Origin of the sequence: Bacillus mojavensis (genome assembly GCF_012648005.1) — a bacterium.
Lineage (GTDB): Bacteria > Bacillota > Bacilli > Bacillales > Bacillaceae > Bacillus > Bacillus mojavensis.
In genome coordinates this window covers 967009-983389 of the sequence record NZ_CP051464.1, presented here as the reverse complement: position 1 = coordinate 983389, position 16381 = coordinate 967009, and the positions used below count along the sequence as shown (strand labels likewise).

Annotated in this window: 16 protein-coding genes and 2 pseudogenes; all 18 read right to left on the bottom strand. The window is 43.2% G+C overall.

The window, feature by feature from the left end; all coding sequences use genetic code 11:
• Positions 1 to 40: 40 nt before the first annotated feature.
• Positions 41 to 982 carry an ABC transporter permease gene (locus HC660_RS05075; protein WP_168747275.1) on the bottom strand — a complete coding sequence of 314 codons (942 nt, stop codon included), beginning with the start codon at positions 980 to 982 and terminating at the stop codon, positions 41 to 43.
• Positions 975 to 1892: an ABC transporter ATP-binding protein gene (locus HC660_RS05070; protein ID WP_010333509.1), complete on the bottom strand. Its 918-nt coding sequence runs from the start codon at positions 1890 to 1892 to the stop codon at positions 975 to 977. Before HC660_RS05070 ends, HC660_RS05075 begins: the two co-directional genes overlap by 8 nt.
• A gap of 16 nt (positions 1893 to 1908) precedes the next feature.
• Positions 1909 to 2607, bottom strand: coding sequence for an ABC transporter ATP-binding protein (locus HC660_RS05065; protein ID WP_168747274.1), 699 nt, complete (start codon positions 2605 to 2607; stop codon positions 1909 to 1911).
• Complete coding sequence (locus tag HC660_RS05060; RefSeq protein WP_010333507.1) at positions 2604 to 2975, bottom strand: GntR family transcriptional regulator; 372 nt, start codon at positions 2973 to 2975, stop codon at positions 2604 to 2606. Before HC660_RS05060 ends, HC660_RS05065 begins: the two co-directional genes overlap by 4 nt.
• 5 nt (positions 2976 to 2980) lie before the next feature.
• Positions 2981 to 3760 carry a hypothetical protein gene (locus HC660_RS05055; RefSeq protein ID WP_010333506.1) on the bottom strand — a complete coding sequence of 260 codons (780 nt, stop codon included), beginning with the start codon at positions 3758 to 3760 and terminating at the stop codon, positions 2981 to 2983.
• A gap of 169 nt (positions 3761 to 3929) precedes the next feature.
• Positions 3930 to 4304 carry a hypothetical protein gene (locus HC660_RS05050; RefSeq protein ID WP_010333505.1) on the bottom strand — a complete coding sequence of 125 codons (375 nt, stop codon included), beginning with the start codon at positions 4302 to 4304 and terminating at the stop codon, positions 3930 to 3932.
• A 12-nt stretch (positions 4305 to 4316) separates the two neighbouring features.
• Complete coding sequence (locus HC660_RS05045) at positions 4317 to 4847, bottom strand: NAD(P)H-dependent oxidoreductase (protein ID WP_010333504.1); 531 nt, start codon at positions 4845 to 4847, stop codon at positions 4317 to 4319.
• A gap of 22 nt (positions 4848 to 4869) precedes the next feature.
• A complete protein-coding gene (locus HC660_RS05040) occupies positions 4870 to 6474 on the bottom strand; it encodes an MFS transporter (protein WP_010333503.1) in 1605 nt (534 codons plus the stop codon).
• A 40-nt stretch (positions 6475 to 6514) separates the two neighbouring features.
• Positions 6515 to 7181 (bottom strand): annotated as a pseudogene (locus tag HC660_RS05035) (biotin/lipoyl-containing protein).
• 35 nt (positions 7182 to 7216) lie between these two features.
• On the bottom strand, positions 7217 to 7681 hold the full coding sequence (locus tag HC660_RS05030; protein ID WP_168747273.1) for a MarR family transcriptional regulator: 465 nt from the start codon (positions 7679 to 7681) through the stop codon (positions 7217 to 7219).
• Between the two features lie 159 nt (positions 7682 to 7840).
• Positions 7841 to 9019 (bottom strand): sporulation protein YhbH, encoded by a 1179-nt coding sequence (yhbH, locus tag HC660_RS05025; protein WP_010333500.1) that lies wholly within the window; start codon positions 9017 to 9019, stop codon positions 7841 to 7843.
• A gap of 178 nt (positions 9020 to 9197) precedes the next feature.
• Positions 9198 to 11093, bottom strand: coding sequence for a serine/threonine protein kinase PrkA (gene prkA / locus HC660_RS05020; RefSeq protein ID WP_010333499.1), 1896 nt, complete (start codon positions 11091 to 11093; stop codon positions 9198 to 9200).
• Positions 11094 to 11450: 357 nt separating this feature from the next.
• Positions 11451 to 12159 (bottom strand): annotated as a pseudogene (locus HC660_RS05015) (hypothetical protein).
• A gap of 10 nt (positions 12160 to 12169) precedes the next feature.
• A complete protein-coding gene (locus HC660_RS05010; protein WP_168747272.1) occupies positions 12170 to 12883 on the bottom strand; it encodes a bactofilin family protein in 714 nt (237 codons plus the stop codon).
• Positions 12874 to 13515: a YhbD family protein gene (locus tag HC660_RS05005; protein WP_168747271.1), complete on the bottom strand. Its 642-nt coding sequence runs from the start codon at positions 13513 to 13515 to the stop codon at positions 12874 to 12876. The genes HC660_RS05010 and HC660_RS05005 overlap by 10 nt, the downstream gene beginning before the upstream one ends.
• 116 nt (positions 13516 to 13631) lie before the next feature.
• Positions 13632 to 14114 carry a tRNA (uridine(34)/cytosine(34)/5-carboxymethylaminomethyluridine(34)-2'-O)-methyltransferase TrmL gene (trmL, locus tag HC660_RS05000; RefSeq protein ID WP_168747270.1) on the bottom strand — a complete coding sequence of 161 codons (483 nt, stop codon included), beginning with the start codon at positions 14112 to 14114 and terminating at the stop codon, positions 13632 to 13634.
• A gap of 38 nt (positions 14115 to 14152) precedes the next feature.
• The gene (locus tag HC660_RS04995; RefSeq protein ID WP_168747269.1) at positions 14153 to 15082 is read right to left on the bottom strand and encodes an amidase domain-containing protein; all 930 of its coding nucleotides are present in this window, start codon (positions 15080 to 15082) and stop codon (positions 14153 to 14155) included.
• 79 nt (positions 15083 to 15161) lie between these two features.
• A complete protein-coding gene (gene queG, locus HC660_RS04990) occupies positions 15162 to 16307 on the bottom strand; it encodes a tRNA epoxyqueuosine(34) reductase QueG (RefSeq protein ID WP_029441191.1) in 1146 nt (381 codons plus the stop codon).
• Positions 16308 to 16381 lie beyond the last annotated feature (74 nt).

The following is a 16381-nucleotide window of genomic DNA, read 5'->3' as shown; positions in this document are numbered from 1 at the left end:
GAAAAAGCTGTTTTGCTTATGCAAAACAGCTTTTTTTTCATTAGTTCGCAATATCCCGTTTCATAAAGATTCCGAAAGCAAGCAACAGGAAGACAACAAAATAAATCACCAGCATCACAATGGAGAATGTCATTGTCATCCCTTCGACTAACGGTGTTCCCTCTACATACTGCATCAGATTAACATTCGCAAATAAAATATACTTCGCCCAGTCAAACTTCACCGCCATAAACGCAGTGGCTGTCGTGCCCGTTACCAATAAAAAGATGGAAAACCCTACAGCAAGAGAGCTGTTTCTAAATACCGCGGACAGCATAAATGCCATCGTAGCCAGCATTAAAGCCGCAACAGATTCTGAGAGATACGTTTTGGCCAAATATCCCAACATATTTTGCTCCAATACATGACCATCCTTATAGATTAAATGAACATTCGCGGCAGTGTCCCCGCCTGTTCCGAAAAAGACCAGTCCCAGCAAAGTTGAACCTATAAATAAAATAAACAGCAATAAGAGACCAAATAAAAGAACGGTAATATATTTAGAAAGCAGAATTTGAAAACGGCTGAGCGGCCGGATCATTAACAGCTTAACCGTACCCCAGTTAAATTCGTTTGCGACGATGCCAGCTGCAATTATAATCGTGAACAGTCCAGTAAGGATTGTAAAACCGGCAGAATCCGTTACATAAGACCAAACGGTATATCCAGTGTCACTCGGGATATTATGTTCAATGCGATAGTTATTGATTGTGATCGTTTCTTCATATTGTCCTTTGAGGGAAGGATCTTCTTTCATTGCCTTCTTCAAATCACTATTTTGTGCTTGAAGCGTCTCTTTCCACTTCGGATTTGCTTCATCGGTTGAAAAGTGGTTTGTTAAAAATGCCCACCCGATCATTGTCAAAGCAAGAATTCCGATCATCACCCATGTTCCGACACGGCTAAAAATTTTGATCCACTCATTATAAATCAAATTAAGCATGTTGAACCTCCTCTTTTGCTTCGCCTGTGATTTCTAAGAAACGGTCCTCTAATGATTTTGTAATCACTTTGACTTCATAAATGCGGATTTGCTGCATGACCAGCAATTCAATCACTGCTGGGACGTCCTCTTTAGCCAGTTTGATTTCCAAACCGTTTGTCTTGATTACCGAATCATATTCTCTTAGAATCGCAGCAGTTTCCTTCGGCTGCTCCACTTGGAAGAAATATGTATCCTTTTCATCAGTTATTTCATCTCTTACATTCTGAATATCGATAAGCTTTCCTTTTTGGATAATCGCAATTCGGTCACACATCAGTTCCATTTCTGACAGCAGATGACTTGATACGATGACAGCCATTCCTCTTTCTCGCGTCAGCTTCTTTAAATGGTCTCTGATTTCTCTGATTCCCGCCGGATCAAGGCCGTTTGTCGGTTCATCCAAAATCAGCACTTTCGGATCGTGCAGAAGGCATTGTGCCAAGCCGAGACGTTGTCTCATCCCCAGTGAGTAGGTTTTCACTTTATCATGGATTCTATCTTTGAGGCCGACTAGTTCCACCACTTCATCAATTTTTTCCTTCGTGACACCCTTTACCATCCTTGCGTATTGCTGGAGATTTTTATATCCGCTTAAAAATTTATACAGCTCTGGATTCTCTACAATAGCCCCGATATGTTTGATTGCCTTGGCATAATCTTTCGTGATTGATTGGCCGCAAATAAGTACATCACCTTGTGATAGCTTCATTAAACCGACCATCATTCTGATTGTCGTCGTTTTCCCCGCTCCATTCGGTCCCAGAAATCCAAATACTTCGCCTTCGCGAATCGTAAAACTCAGTTGATCAATGATCGTCCGGCCTCTGATGTTTTTTGTCACATTTTTTAATTCCAATACTGTTTTCATCAAATTCCTCCTCTTTCTAGTAAACTTCCATATTCGTTTTAAACCATTGCAGCACGGACATACCTTCCTGCTCGCGAATCTCTTCCACATTACGCTGTGCCACTTTTTCTCCGTCGGCGAGTATGATGACCTCGTCAAGCAGGGTTTCAATTTCATCAATTTCGTGTGTGGCTATGACAACGATTTGCTGCTCAAAATCAATATAAGAAACGAGGCTGTTGACAATTGAATCCCTGACCATCGGATCAAGACCGGAAAAAGGCTCATCCAATAGAATGACGGAAGCTCTTCTTGATAGTGCCAGCACGATTTTAAGACGGCCTCGATTCCCCTTGGAAAGCTGCTTTATCTTTTTTTCAGGCTTCAGCTGCATTTCTTTAAGCAGCTGATAGGCTTTTTCCATTTGAAAGTCAGGGAACTGTGATTCGTAAAAATCGAGCATATCTTTCACCGTAAATCCGGGATAAAACATGTCTAGCTCTGTTAGATAAGCCGTGTACTTGATCATGTCTCTTGTTACAGGCTGTTCACCTGCTTTCACTGAACCTGAAGTAGGGAACATCAGTCCGGCGATTAATTTTAAGGTCGTCGATTTCCCGCTGCCATTTGAGCCTAAAAGCCCGTAAATTTTTCCCGGGAATAAAGTAAAGGATATTTTATTCACCCCCGTATGGCCGCCGTATCTCTTAGACACATTGTCAAATACAATATTCATTCCTGTCCTCCTTTCGTGTATTTTTTAATCCCTGCCAGCATTTCTTCTTTTGTTAATCCCAGCTCTGCCATTTGATGAATAAAACTTTCAAACACTTCACGGGTAAGCCTCTCTTTCAGTTCATCCACGATTTCAGCTTTTTCAGCGATAAATGTCCCTTGCCCTCTTCTTGTCTCCACAATTCCCAGCCTTTCCATTTCACTGTATGTTCTTTGAATCGTATTCGGATTTACTTTTGTTTGAATTGCCATTTCTCTGACAGACGGCAGCTTGTCTCCGGGAACAAGCTCCTTTCTGACCAGCCTATAAAAAATTTGATCAGCAATCTGCATATAAATCGGTTTAGAGGATTGAAAGTCTTGTTTCATTTTCTCTACACCTCAACTTTTCGCTGCAGAAGCCTGGAAGCCAGAAAAAGAAACACAGCTGCCAACACCAGCATGACAATAATGGACGGATATGGAAGATGGAAGATGTTTAATTCCACACGCCACCCTAAGGATCCTTTGTATGTAAAACCGACATCTCCATACGTTGTGAAATAATACAGTTTATCCAGCGGTGTCAGCCAAGGTATGATCAAATGGTCCTCTACATAAAACCACCCTACCCCCAGTAACATACAAATGAACCAGCGAAACCGTCTGATGAAGGAAGAACTTGATTTTAAAGAATGAAACACATTCCACAGCAGGATTACCGCACAGGAAAGATAAGCAGTAAATACCAGCCCATAAAGATTAAAGACCAGTATCGTGCCTGCAAGCGGGACTTGATCAGCAATGAGCGCTTTTGAGTCAAGGTATTGATAAAGAGAGATTCCGTAAACTGAAATCAAAAACTGAAAAATGAATTGATAGACAAGACCGGCAGTCAGCTTCGAAAGTAAAAGCGTGGCTGCGCCGTTCGGATTATATAACCATAGCTGGTTTTTCCCCTCTACACGAAGACAATTGTAGACCAGCAAAGGAGCTAAAAATACTTGAAAAATGGCAAGCACAACCCAGCATCCAAAAACAGCTAAAGGTTCTTCAGCCAATCGTTCGAATAAAAAGCTCCCGGCAGATAATAGTATGACTGCACAGAGACATGCAAAAAACCGCATCTTTGACAGTCTCAGATCCTTTTTTACTAAACCCCAAAACGGCTTCATTGTTTTTCCCCCTAAAAACACTTATAAAGTGTATGACTCAAATAGTACACTATGACTTTCCAAAATACAACATATTCCATGGATTTATTTAATAAATAACCAATTTTTATACATTTAAACAGCATAAAAAAAGCAAACCCGCCATGAGTAAACGGATTTGCCTTTGATATTATTTCTTTTTGTTTTTCATGGAGAGCAGCGCATCTCGATAACTGCTGTCCTGCATTTTGTCACTTTTTTCAGTGACCTCTTTTTCTTTCTGATCTTCCTCAGAATGCTTAAACTTTTGAAGCGCCTGCCGGTAGAAATCATCCCCAATTGAGTCACTTTTCTCTTTTCCAGAGTCAGTTTTTACAACGGCTGGGACATGCTCAGCAGCCCGTGCTTCAGCAGGGTATTTTGCCTCGTTTTTTTCCTCTTCTGGAGGGGCGATTTTTTCAGCTGTTTCTCGCTTCTCGAGTCCAGCAGAGGCGTTGCGGACATTATACGTGATAAGGCCCGCAATCACAATGACAGCAGCAATAATTGCTATTATAATGGCCATTTTAACCTCTCCTTACTGTCCGGCTGTTAAGTTTCCTGTGACTTGGCTGACACGTCTTCCTAATGCGCGGCCCAGCTGAATACCTTCCTCAGACATTAACTCATCACTGTCTACTGGACAAGTGACGCCCGCTCCGTAGTAAGAACCGTACAGTGCGTTTTCAGGCACATTGCCAGGCAGACCGACAACAATCATCCCTTGGTGGAACATTGGCGTGATTAAGTTGTGCATTGTCATTTCCAAACCGCCGTGTGTTGTTGCCGTTGTGCAGAATACTGCGCCGACTTTGTTGATCAGCTCGCCTTCAGCCCACAAGTAGCCGAGTCTGTCGATCCAAGTTTTCAGACCTGCACTGATTGTTCCGAAATGCCCTGGGCATCCCCAAATAATCGCGTCCATGTCTTTAAGCTTGCGGATATCCGCCTGATCTACGTGGTCGATGAATACTTCAGCCGTGTCGTTTTCCCGAGCGCCTTCAGCAATCGCTTCTGCCAATACCTTTGTATGTTCACCTTCACTGTCATACACTACATAAATTTTCATTTAGGAAACCTCCCTGTACAGTTTAAGATTCCTTCACTTCTTTTGGAGCCGGAAGCAATGAAAGCTCCTCTTTTTTCTTTTTCTCCGCACGCAATTTATCTTTTCTGACATCACGCAGGAAAAGACTGAGAATCACACCTGCCACACAGAATAATGTCGCCCACATAAAGGCGTCATTAATCCCCATGACGTTTGAATCGAGTGACGCGTGTTTGTAAATATGTGAGTAAACATACGTTTTCGCTGTCTCATAGGGTACATTCATATTCACCATTATATTCGAAACTGCATTTTGGAACGCATGGAGGAAGTTCGGGTCCGCCGTGCTTGTTTTATCTGCAATTTGTGAATAATGGAATGTCGTACGGTTTGTATAAATCGTCGTAATTAAGCTTGTTCCAATCGATCCGCTGATTTGGCGGAGCGTGTTGCTCATCGCTGTTCCGTGACTGTTCAGACGGGCAGGAAGCTGGTTCATCCCAGCCGTCATGACAGGCATCATTAAGAGTGACATACCGAATGCGCGAATTGAGTATACAAGCATAATGTGTGTATACGGTGTATCAATGGTCAATTGCGTATATTGGAATGTTGTCACCACTGTCACGACCAGTCCGATAATCGCAAGCGGTCTCGGGCCGAATTTATCAAACAAAATACCTGAGATCGGTGACATGATCAGCATCACGATCGCACCCGGAAGCAGAAGCAGACCGGATTGAAGCGCCGTAAATCCGACCAGGTTTTGCAGATAGATCGGTAACAGGAACATACCAGTGTAAAGTGCCACTGTAATAATGATATTAATAACACTTGAGAGTGAGAAAATGTCGTATTTAAACACTCTGAAATCAAGCATCGGATCATCATGACGCAATTGCTGAACAACAAAAGCAATAATTGCAATGACGCCAATTATAACTGTAGACAGTACAACCGGGTCGGTCCAGCCGTCAGAACCCGCTTCACTGACTCCGTATAATAAGGATGCGAATCCGACAATCGAGAGGATCGCTCCAAGAGTGTCGAGTTTGATTTTTTGCGGCTCCACCAAATTCTTAAAGATGAAGAAAGCCACGATGATAACAATTGCGCCGACTGGCACAAGTCCGTAAAACATGATGCGCCATGTGTAATGCTCAATAATCCACCCGGAAAGAGTCGGGCCGACCGCTGGAGCAAACATCATCGCAAGTCCGAAAATCCCCATTCCTTTCCCCCTGCTTTCAGGCGGGAAGATTAACAGAATGGTTGTCATAACAAGCGGCTGCAAGATACCTCCGCCCACGGCTTGGATCAAACGGCCGATCAGCATTGTAGAGAAGTTAGGTGCGATACCGCAGACTAACGTACCGAGCGTAAAACAGAACATGGCGACGAGAAAGAGACTCCGTTGGCCAAAACGTGTAATCAGGAAGGCAGATAACGGAATTAATACGCCGTTAACAAGCATGTAACCTGTTGTGAGCCACTGAATCGTCGTTGCACTTACGCCAAATTCAGTCATTAAGTGCGGCATTGCGACGTTAAGCAATGTTTGGTTTAGTATTGCCAAGAATAAACCCGACATTAGCACAATCAGCAATGTCATAGGGCTTTTTGTATTTTTTTCTTTGCCTGTAGCCATCTAAGACAACCTCCTTTCATGGTTTGATGACTGATCTGTTTTACTCAGAGATTTTAACAGATGCATTCATACCTGGAAGCACCTTATCAGATGGGTTTTTAATTGAAATTTTAACTGGAACTTTTTGAGTTACTTTTGTGTAGTTTCCGCTTGAATTTGTAGATGGAAGCATATCAAAAGTTGAGTTAGTCGCATAGCCAATTTCTTCTACAGTACCGTCAAATGTTGTATCAGGATCTCCGTCGACTACTACGTCTACACTATTTCCTACTTCAACATCTGCAATATCTGTTTCTTTAATATTTGCTGTGATATAAAGGTTGTCCATGTCAATCGTTTGCGCAATTGTTGTGCCAGCTTGTACGGTTTGTCCGTTTTTCACTTCGTTTTTCACAATTGTTCCATCCATGATGGATTTTACATCAACAGTTTGTTCACCTTTGATTTTTGCAACTATGTCGCCTTTTTTCACTGTTTTTCCTTCTTCAAGATCCCAGTCGGATACTTTACCTGCTGCCGGAGCTGAAATAGCTGCCATATCGCCGGCTACTTTTGCTTCATCTGTTTTCACGTAGTTTGTGCTTTGATAATAGTAGTAAGCACCTCCGCCTATAATTGCAAGAACAACAATCAAACCGATAATGTTGGTCAGAATTAAACGTCCTCTGTTCATTTTGTTTTTCTCCTTTCGTTTCTTCCTCTATCATTTTGTGGAAAGCTGGTGAAAATATGTGGGATGTTTTTAATTACCGCTTTTTTCTGCACAGCCTTCAGCAAGCTTTGATAAACTTCCGGCAAGCTTACGCAAATATTGAAGCTGAGACGTGTCAAGCTTCTGATACAGGCTCGCGCCCATTTTTGCGTATTGCACAGCGGCTTTTTGTAAAAGTTCTTCCCCCTCTTCGGTTAACTGAATCATTACGATACGGCGGTCATCCGGACTGTCATACCGATTCATCAATTGCCGGTTATATAGGATATCGGTCATCCGGGTCACAGAAGCAGGCTTAAGATCAAGAGACATTGCCAGCTTGCTGAGCGGCGTGCTTCCGCTTTGATGAATTTTAAACATCAGTAAATATTGAAGGACTGTAATATCAAAAGGCTCAAGCACAATCTCCAATATCTTCTTCTGTTTTTTATAGATAGCCCGAGACGTATCGAAGAGCTGTTCAAAAGTGAGCAAAGCACGTTCTGATTCAGTCAACTCCTTTTCACCTCATTCCTCAATAATAGTTCACAAGATAAAATATTAATAAATGAAAGAAGATTTGTCAAAGGAAAAATCTCTTTTTCCCTCTTATTTTTTTCGCAATCGCTTTCTTACTTTTTTTAAATAAAAAAAAGCCCTGAAATGGGCTATTCACTAGGATAATTGATGGCTGATGCCAGCTTCTTCATTTCTAAAAAAGTTCTTCAGCGCCTGAAAAACGTCTGACTTTTGTTTTAAAATATAGTATTTGAATTTCTCGTCTTTTACATTTTTATAAGCCGACATTAACGTCGAATGTCTGTTGTATTGATTGACCTCGCCATAGCAGAACAAATTCGCTTTCTTCATAATATCATTCACCAATTTCACGCAACGCGCATTATCAGATGTCAGATTGTCGCCGTCAGAGAAGTGAAAAGGGTAAATATTATAACGAGCGGGGCTGTATTTTTCATCAATCAGTTCAAGTGACTTTCGATATACGGAAGAACAGATTGTTCCGCCGCTTTCTCCTTTTGAAAAGAAATCTTCCTCAGACACAACTTTTGCTTCTGTATGATGAGCAATAAATTCAATTTCAACTGTTTCATATTTCGTCCGTAAAAAGCGGGTCATCCAGAAAAAGAAGCTTCTCGCCATATACTTTTCCCACACGCCCATACTGCCGCTCGTATCCATCATTGCTAACACGACAGCTTTTGACTCAGGCTTCGTGACATCGTTCCATGTTTTATATTTTAAGTCCTCCGGATAAATCGGATAGAAAGACGGCTTCCCTGTCATCGCGTTGCGTTTAAAAGCCGACATCATTGTTCTTTTCTTATCAATATTACCGGTTAACCCTGTTTTCCGGATATCGTTAAACTCGATATCCGTGTGAATGATATTATCTCTTTCTTTTTGCTGGAGATTCGGAAGCTCTAATTCTTTGAAGAGCGCTTCTTCTAAATCCATTAGTGAAACTTCTGCTTCATAATAGTCCTCGCCCGCCTGATCTCCGGCTCCCTGTCCTTTACCCGGCCCCTGTTTTTTGTCTGATCCGTCCCGGGCTACAACATCTCCAACCTGGCTGTCGCCGTCCCCTTGCCCTACGTGTTTATTTTTATCGTAGTTATAGCGGATTTTATACTCATCCAGTGAGCGGATAGGAATTTTCACTACATCTTTGCCGTTAGACATAATAATGCTTTCCTCAGTTACGAGATCCGGCAGATTGTTTTTGATGGCTTCCTGTACTTTTTTCTGGTGGCGCTGCTGGTCATCGAAGCCTTTGCGATGGAGGGACCAGTTTTCCTCAGAAATCAAAAAATGGCCGCTGTCATTTTGGGACATGAATTCCCCTCCTTAACCATTTGTGGTCGTGATACATACCTATTCCGGCTTGTGCCAGATTATGAAACAAGTCTTTCGAAAAGATTTATATTCATCATATGCGCATAAGTACAGTTAATTGACAAACTATTTAGAAAATGGTACAAAACAACCCGCCCTGTCCGGACGGGTCACTTGCTTATCGGTTCAGCAGGCTGCCGACGTATTTCAGCAGCTCATTGGCACTCGTCGAGTTGTAGCCGTGCTCATCAATTAAACGGGCTACGACTTCATTTACTTTCTTCAATTGCTGCTCATCAGGGGTTTTCGTTGAGGTCGTAATTTTAACAACATCCTTCAAGTCAGCAAACAATTTTTTCTGAATGGCTTCACGCAGTCTTTCGTGGGAATTGTAGTCAAACCGCTTTCCTTTTCTCGCATACGCGGAGATGCGGATTAAAATTTCTTCGCGGAACGCTTTTTTAGCGTTTTCGGAAATGCCGATCTGTTCTTCGATTGATCTCATCAGCTTTTCGTCCGGATTCATTTCTTCTCCTGTCAAAGGGTCACGCAGCTTATTTTTATTGCAATAAGCCTCTACGTTGTCGAGATAATTATCCATCAGCGTTTTGGCTGATTCTTCATAAGAATACACAAACGCTTTTTGGACTTCCTTCTTCGCAATATCATCATATTCCTTACGGGCTGCAGAAATAAGATTCAAGTACCGTTCCCGATCCTCGTTTGAAATAGACGGATGCTGATCAAGTCCTTCTTTTAAAGAACGGAGAACATCAAGGGAATTGATCGACTCCATATTTTTTCTGATAATAGTAGAAGAAATGCGGTTAATCACGTAGCGCGGGTCAATTCCGCTCATGCCCTCATCATTATATTCTTTCTTCATGTCCTCAACGTCCACTGAATTAAAGCCTTCCACACTTTCACCGTCATATAGTCTCATTTTCTTCACCAGATCAATATCAGACCGCTTCGGCTCTTTTAATCGCGTAAGGATTGAAAACATCGCGGCGACCTTAAGTGTGTGCGGAGCAATATGAACATCCGATACATCACTTTCTGCGATCATTTTCTCATAAATTCTTTCTTCCTCAGACACTTTTAAGTTATAAGGAACAGGCATCACAATGATTCTGGAGTGCAGGGCTTCGTTTTTCTTATTAGAAATAAATGAGCGATACTCCGTTTCATTCGTGTGAGCCACGATCAGCTCATCAGCGGAAATTAACGCAAATCGCCCGGCTTTAAAATTCCCTTCCTGTGTCAGTGAGAGCAAATGCCAGAGGAACTTCTCATCACATTTCAGCATCTCCTGAAACTCCATCATGCCTCGGTTCGCCTTGTTCAGCTCTCCGTCAAACCGGTAGGCGCGCGGATCAGATTCAGAACCGTATTCAGCAATGGTTGAGAAATCAATACTTCCCGTCAAATCGGCAATATCCTGAGATTTCGGATCAGACGGACTGAAGGTGCCGATTCCCGTACGCTTATCCTCAGAAAAGAAGATCCGCTCCACCCTCACATCTTCAATTCGCCCTCCATACTCTTCCTCCAGCCTCATCACATTTAATGGTGAAAGGCTTCCTTCTATTCTAATGCCGTATTCTCTGTAAAAATCCTCCCGCAAATGATGGGGGATTAAATGAAGGGGGTCCTCGTGCATCGGGCAGCCTTTAATCGCATATACAGCACCATTATCCGTCAGCGTGTACGCTTCAAGACCTTTTTTGAGCATTGTGACCAGCGTTGATTTACCGCCGCTCACAGGGCCCATTAAAAGCAGAATCCGCTTTCTGACATCAAGCCTTTTCGCGGCCGGATGAAAATATTCCTCCACAAGGCGCTCGAGGGATTCTTCAAGCCCGAACAGCTCGCGGTCAAAAAAGCTGTACTTCTTCCGTCCGTCAATCTCCTCTATCCCGCTGTCTTTTATCATATTAAAAACACGAGAATGAGCAGATTGCGCGACCATTGGATTTTCTTTAATAATCTCCAAATAATCAGCGAATGTTCCTTCCCATTTCAGACGCTGCTCTTCCTCTCTGTACTTTTCAATTTTCTTTAATATATCCATAAGGACCTCCTCTATCATGTTTGATGCGCTGTGCAAAAAAAGGTACTTTGATACAATCTATGCCGTCAGCCCGTGATACATGCTTTGGTTTCTTAAAAATAAAGATACCCTATGCAGCGTTGACAAGGCAGACTGCGTGCGTTCATAATAAAGAAAATACAGAATCATCCAGACTCGGACAGCAGGAAAAATTGAAGAGGGGGAGAGACGGTGAAAACAATCATCATGATGGGTGTCATTGTCACTTTTTTAGTATCAATTTTTACCGCAGGATACGATAGTAAGCCGGGAAAAGAATAAAAAGAAAAGGGTGCTCCCTCTTGAGAGCACCCTTTCTCTGTGTAACAGAACAATGTTTTACAACTTAACTCTTTTCATAACTTTTGAATGCTGATCGCATTCGCATTTGTTTTCAAACTCAATTGTGCCGATTTTACAGCCTGGCCCGATAACAACTTCTTTCCCTCTGACCACCGCCGCCTCGGTATGTTCCAAATAGATTTTATCTCCCTCTATCAGCACCGCAGTTAGTCTCGCTTTTTTTCGCGTAAAAAAGCGCGCACGTTTTTTTACTGTAATAGACGTTCCGCCTATTTCCCGGACCCGGCTGGCATCATGACTCAATCCGATATCAATCTCGCCTGCATTCAGCAAACCTGTTACGTCCACACAGCCAGTGATATGAAACGATTCGATTTCACAATCGCCTTTAACGCTGAGCTTTCCTTTTGCTTCGCACGAATCCCCTGCCATATTGCCGCCGATCTCAGTCAGACCTTTCAGCTTCCAATCGGCCAACATGAAGAGCGCCTCTGACTTGCATTGTCCCGTATATGCTGATTTTGCCCGCACTCAAATCACCTTCAAACTCGCTTTCTCCGAGTACTTTCAGCCGTTCAGTCTCCGCGTTCCCGAGAAAACGGCCTGTGCCGTATATGCGGCAGCCTGCAGCGGACAGTCCTTCTCCAATCACACCTTCACCTTTGATGCTGACATGGTGATAGGCGCCTCCAGAAGCGTGCCCGGCACCATATAATTTTAAATGTCCTAATTTTGCTGTTTCCATATGATCCTCCTTACATTCTTGTGTATGTGCCTACCGAAGCGTTCGGATCACAAGTGTAATCGCCGCTGTATTCCACAGTCTCAATCTGGCAGTTCGGACCGATTTTCACTGTGTTTCCCCGCACAATCTTGGCGTTCGTATGTGTCAGCTCAATCACGTCTCCCTCAATCAGTTCAGCTGTTAACACAGGCTGCGGCATCAGCTTCAGCAATGTCAGCATCCCTTTTCTGCCCGTCACTTGAAGATGGCGGCAGCCGATCTCCCGCACATAACTCTCTCCGGAAGAAAGCTTGATATTCACCTGATCAGCATTTAGGAGACCGCTGACTTTGCATTTCCCTTCAGTCTGAAATGTTTCCGTTTCGCAATCGGCTTCCATGACCGCCTTTCCGGTGATCACAATGTCATCAGCCTTGACTGCTCCGCCAAATGTTGATGATCCCGCGACCTTCAATTGTTTAGCAGCGGTCTCACCTTGGATAAAACCTGTTCCATTCATGCGGATGGATTCTGCATTAACATCCCCATGAATTTCGCCTGAGCCGCTGATGGTTACTGTTTTTGCCTTGACGCTCCCGTCCGCTTTACCGGTGCCGTTGAATGAAAAAGAGTCACACTCCACGTCTCCGGCCACAGTTCCGCTGCCATTAATCTCAACTGATTGAAATTTTCCGCCCTTCGAACTCCCCGTACCGTTTATCACCAGATTATCCATTATTTCCATTGGTGGCCCTCCTGCATATATTTTGTCTTTAGTTCCTCTGAAGCATTGGCTAAATCCACTCTTTCCACAATCTTAACGGACGACTCAAAAAGGATGCTGTCTGCGGCAGCCGCTATAAAACAAGTCGTTACACCTAGCTTGCGCAAAATGATCAGTTCCGTCTGTTTCTTGATCTCCGCTGTTTCATGCTTCTTCAATACGTCAGCAGCCAATTTCGCTTCTTCCAGGCTGACATTTCCGGACTGTAAAAGCCCTTCAAGCACATACAGCGACAGCAGATTACGAGAAGAAAAAACCGTGTCTGCTCCGCCTTCTGAATAGACATGGAGAGCCGGCTTTGATATCAAGCCTTTCGTCAGCAATTCATCAGCCGTCATGCTCACATCCTTCATTTTCGGTGACAGCATCTCCCGCATCTCATCCAAAGACAAATTTTCTTTCATCTTTTGAATGATTGAAATGCGCTTTAAAATATCCTCTCTAGGAAAAAACGTCTCTTGCCCTGTAAATGTGGATTTACGTATAAACCACTCCTCAGGGATTAAATTTTTCCGTTTCCATCGATACAGCTGACCGTATGAGATGGATGTTTCTTCAAGCAATTCTTTTTTAGAGATTAATTGATCTTCCATAAGTCCAGCTCCTTTGATGGATACATTGTAACATAACACTGTTACGTTGTTAAGCCTGAAATAACAAAACACAGTTCTATAAAAAAACCCGCCCATACACATGGGCGGGTTTTTCACTATTTTAAATCTCGGTAATTTTGCTGACGCAGCGCCTCATACACTAGAATTGCTGCGGTATTGGACAGATTTAGCGATCTTACATGCTCTGTCATCGGAAGACGCAGGCATCGGTCCATATTATTTTGAATTAATTCCTTTGGCAAACCGCTTGTTTCTCTTCCAAACACAAAGAAATAATCCTCGTTAATATCCGTGTAGTCAAAAGATGTATGCGGCTTTTGGCCGAATTTCGTGATGAAGAAAAACTGCCCTTTTTTATATGCCTCAAATAATTCTTCTAACGAGTCATGATACACTACGTTTACAAACTCCCAATAATCAAGTCCGGCGCGCTTCAGCATTTTATCATCAGTTGAAAAGCCGAGCGGACGAATCAGATGGAGCGTTGTATCTGTTGCTGCGCAAGTACGTGCGATATTCCCTGTATTAGCAGGAATTTCTGGTTGATATAAAACGACATGTAATGCCACTGTGTTCACCTCTAATTTTTCTTATCCGCTCATCATTATATCATTAATTACTCTTTTGTCGTATCATCAACGATATGAAAAAAGGCATATCGGATAGACGGTGTGTATGCTGTTGAATCTTCGTAAGACCAATACCTCATCCGGCTGTCATAGGACTGGGCGTTGACAAGCGGCATATTGCCTTTATCCTTCGCCACCACAATCGTTGTGTGATTAAACCGGCCATCTCCTTCAAAATCATAGCAAATCACATCACCCGGCACCAGCTCTTCCGCTGATTTTACACGCACCGCCCGAAGGCCAGCCTTTGAATTCGTCAAATACATTTTCATCGAGTGAGCCACCGTCCAGCTATAGCTCCAAGAACTTTGTTTCATCCACCAGCCAGATCCTCTGTTCGGGTGGCCTCGCATTGGTGCTCCCCCTGCATGAAGACACTGAGAAATAAAATTCGTGCAATTATCGCTGAAATTTTTATAAGCCGGATTACGCTTGTTCCAATATTTTTCGGCATATTGTACCGCTCCGAGCCGGTCATATTGAAAAGCTCGGCCAAACGCCTCCCTTTCTTCCTGGGAATAGTCAATAATGCTTTGGCCTTCACTAAATCCCGCCGGTTTTTTTTTCACTTCCTGATCCTTAATCAGAATTTGATCATAAAGAAAAGCGACTCTTTCTTCTATATGCTCTTCCATATACAGAGTTTCATCCTGCTCCTTGTATAAATATTCGAAGTGTATGATATACCTGATGCAGGTGGTTCCGTCATCCTCAACCTGCACATTGTCAATGACAGCTTTCGCTTTCGCTTTTATCATCTCAATCTTACGTTTTTCCAGAAGCTTCTTCTTACGTTCCATGACTTCCAGGTCTCCGACTTGAGGCTCCTGTCTCAGATCATGCCCGTTCACCAGATAGCTAAGACGCTCCTCCGCTAGTTGTTCTAATATGTGCTTCAAGTTCACCCCACCCGACATACTTTTTTATAGAGAAAAAACACTTGGCTGCATCTCAAGTGTTTTTTCCTTCTGCTCTATACGTATGTCAGGACAAGACTTATTTAGTCATGCCGGCTTTTAGCAATTCAATTCCTTTTTCAATTTCCTGCTTTGCCTCTTCATCATTTTCTTTTTCCAGTGCTTTTTCAAGCTCCTCCGCGTATGTGTTGTCTCCGATTTTCCCGATCGCCCAGGCAGCCGTCCCCCTGATGACCGGGCGCGGATCTTTATGCATAAGCTCCGTCAGTTCAGACAGTGCGGAGGTGTCTTTAAAGTGGGCAAGCGCCAGAATCGCATTCCGTTGAATCGGTTTTTTTCCGCGCCACGAGCCTGAAACATGTCCGAATTTCTCTTTAAATTCACGGTTGCTGATGGTTAAAAGCGGCTTCAATAATGGTTTTGCAATCTCGGGATCCGGTTCCATTTCAGGATGAAGATGAAAATCCTTCCCTTTATTGATTGGACATACCGTTTGGCACGTATCGCATCCATACAGGCGGTTTCCAATTTTCGTGCGGAATTCATCCGGCAAAAATCCTTTTGTCTGGGTCAGAAAAGATATACAGCGCTGAGCGTTAAGCTGCCCAGGGTTCACAAGCGCTCCCGTCGGGCATGCATCTAAACATTTGGTGCATGATCCGCACATATCCTCAATTGGCACATCCGGCTCGAAAGGTATATTTGTAATCATTTCCGCCAAATACACATAAGACCCGTACTCCGGCGTTGTAATCATACAGTTTTTGGCGCTGAACCCAATTCCGGCCCGTTCCGCTACTGCCCGATCAGACAATTCACCCGTATCGACCATTGATTTTGTCCTGATATCCTCATGCTTGCTTCTCAGAAAATCCTCCAGAAGATCAAGCTTTTCCCGCAGGACGTCATGATAATCCTTTCCCCAGGAGGCTCTGCAAAAAATGCCTCTGCGCTCAGTTCGCGTGCTTCTTGGCGCATCCTTCATTCTCGAAGGATAAGCAAGCGCAATGGCCACGATTGATTTCGCTTTCGGCAAAAGCAGCGTTGGCGTCACTCTTTTTTCAATATCAGGCTCTTCAAAACCGGAAAGATATCCGAGTGACTCCTGAAGAATCAAACGGTCTTTTAAACTGTCAAATGTATCAGCGGTCGTAAAACCGATCTTGTCCACGCCAATGCTTTTTGCGTATTCAATTAATTCTTCTTTCAGCTGATAAACGTTCATGTTTTGCACAGCCTCCTTTCTTTGTGATAAAACAATAAGCCGTTGTATAATAGGGTGATATCCCGTAATTGGAG

Bases quoted from the DNA above. Each gene is read 5' to 3' on its own strand.
- HC660_RS05075 (WP_168747275.1), bottom strand. From the start codon at position 982: ATGCTTAATTTGATTTATAATGAGTGGATCAAAATTTTTAGCCGTGTC.
- HC660_RS05070 (WP_010333509.1), bottom strand. From the start codon at position 1,892: ATGAAAACAGTATTGGAATTAAAAAATGTGACAAAAAACATCAGAGGC.
- HC660_RS05065 (WP_168747274.1), bottom strand. From the start codon at position 2,607: ATGAATATTGTATTTGACAATGTGTCTAAGAGATACGGCGGCCATACG.
- HC660_RS05060 (WP_010333507.1), bottom strand. From the start codon at position 2,975: ATGAAACAAGACTTTCAATCCTCTAAACCGATTTATATGCAGATTGCT.
- HC660_RS05055 (WP_010333506.1), bottom strand. From the start codon at position 3,760: ATGAAGCCGTTTTGGGGTTTAGTAAAAAAGGATCTGAGACTGTCAAAG.
- HC660_RS05050 (WP_010333505.1), bottom strand. From the start codon at position 4,304: ATGGCCATTATAATAGCAATTATTGCTGCTGTCATTGTGATTGCGGGC.
- HC660_RS05045 (WP_010333504.1), bottom strand. From the start codon at position 4,847: ATGAAAATTTATGTAGTGTATGACAGTGAAGGTGAACATACAAAGGTA.
- HC660_RS05040 (WP_010333503.1), bottom strand. From the start codon at position 6,474: ATGGCTACAGGCAAAGAAAAAAATACAAAAAGCCCTATGACATTGCTG.
- yhbH (WP_010333500.1), bottom strand. From the start codon at position 9,019: ATGTCCCAAAATGACAGCGGCCATTTTTTGATTTCTGAGGAAAACTGG.
- prkA (WP_010333499.1), bottom strand. From the start codon at position 11,093: ATGGATATATTAAAGAAAATTGAAAAGTACAGAGAGGAAGAGCAGCGT.
- HC660_RS05010 (WP_168747272.1), bottom strand. From the start codon at position 12,883: ATGGAAATAATGGATAATCTGGTGATAAACGGTACGGGGAGTTCGAAG.
- HC660_RS05005 (WP_168747271.1), bottom strand. From the start codon at position 13,515: ATGGAAGATCAATTAATCTCTAAAAAAGAATTGCTTGAAGAAACATCC.
- HC660_RS04995 (WP_168747269.1), bottom strand. From the start codon at position 15,082: ATGTCGGGTGGGGTGAACTTGAAGCACATATTAGAACAACTAGCGGAG.
- queG (WP_029441191.1), bottom strand. From the start codon at position 16,307: ATGAACGTTTATCAGCTGAAAGAAGAATTAATTGAATACGCAAAAAGC.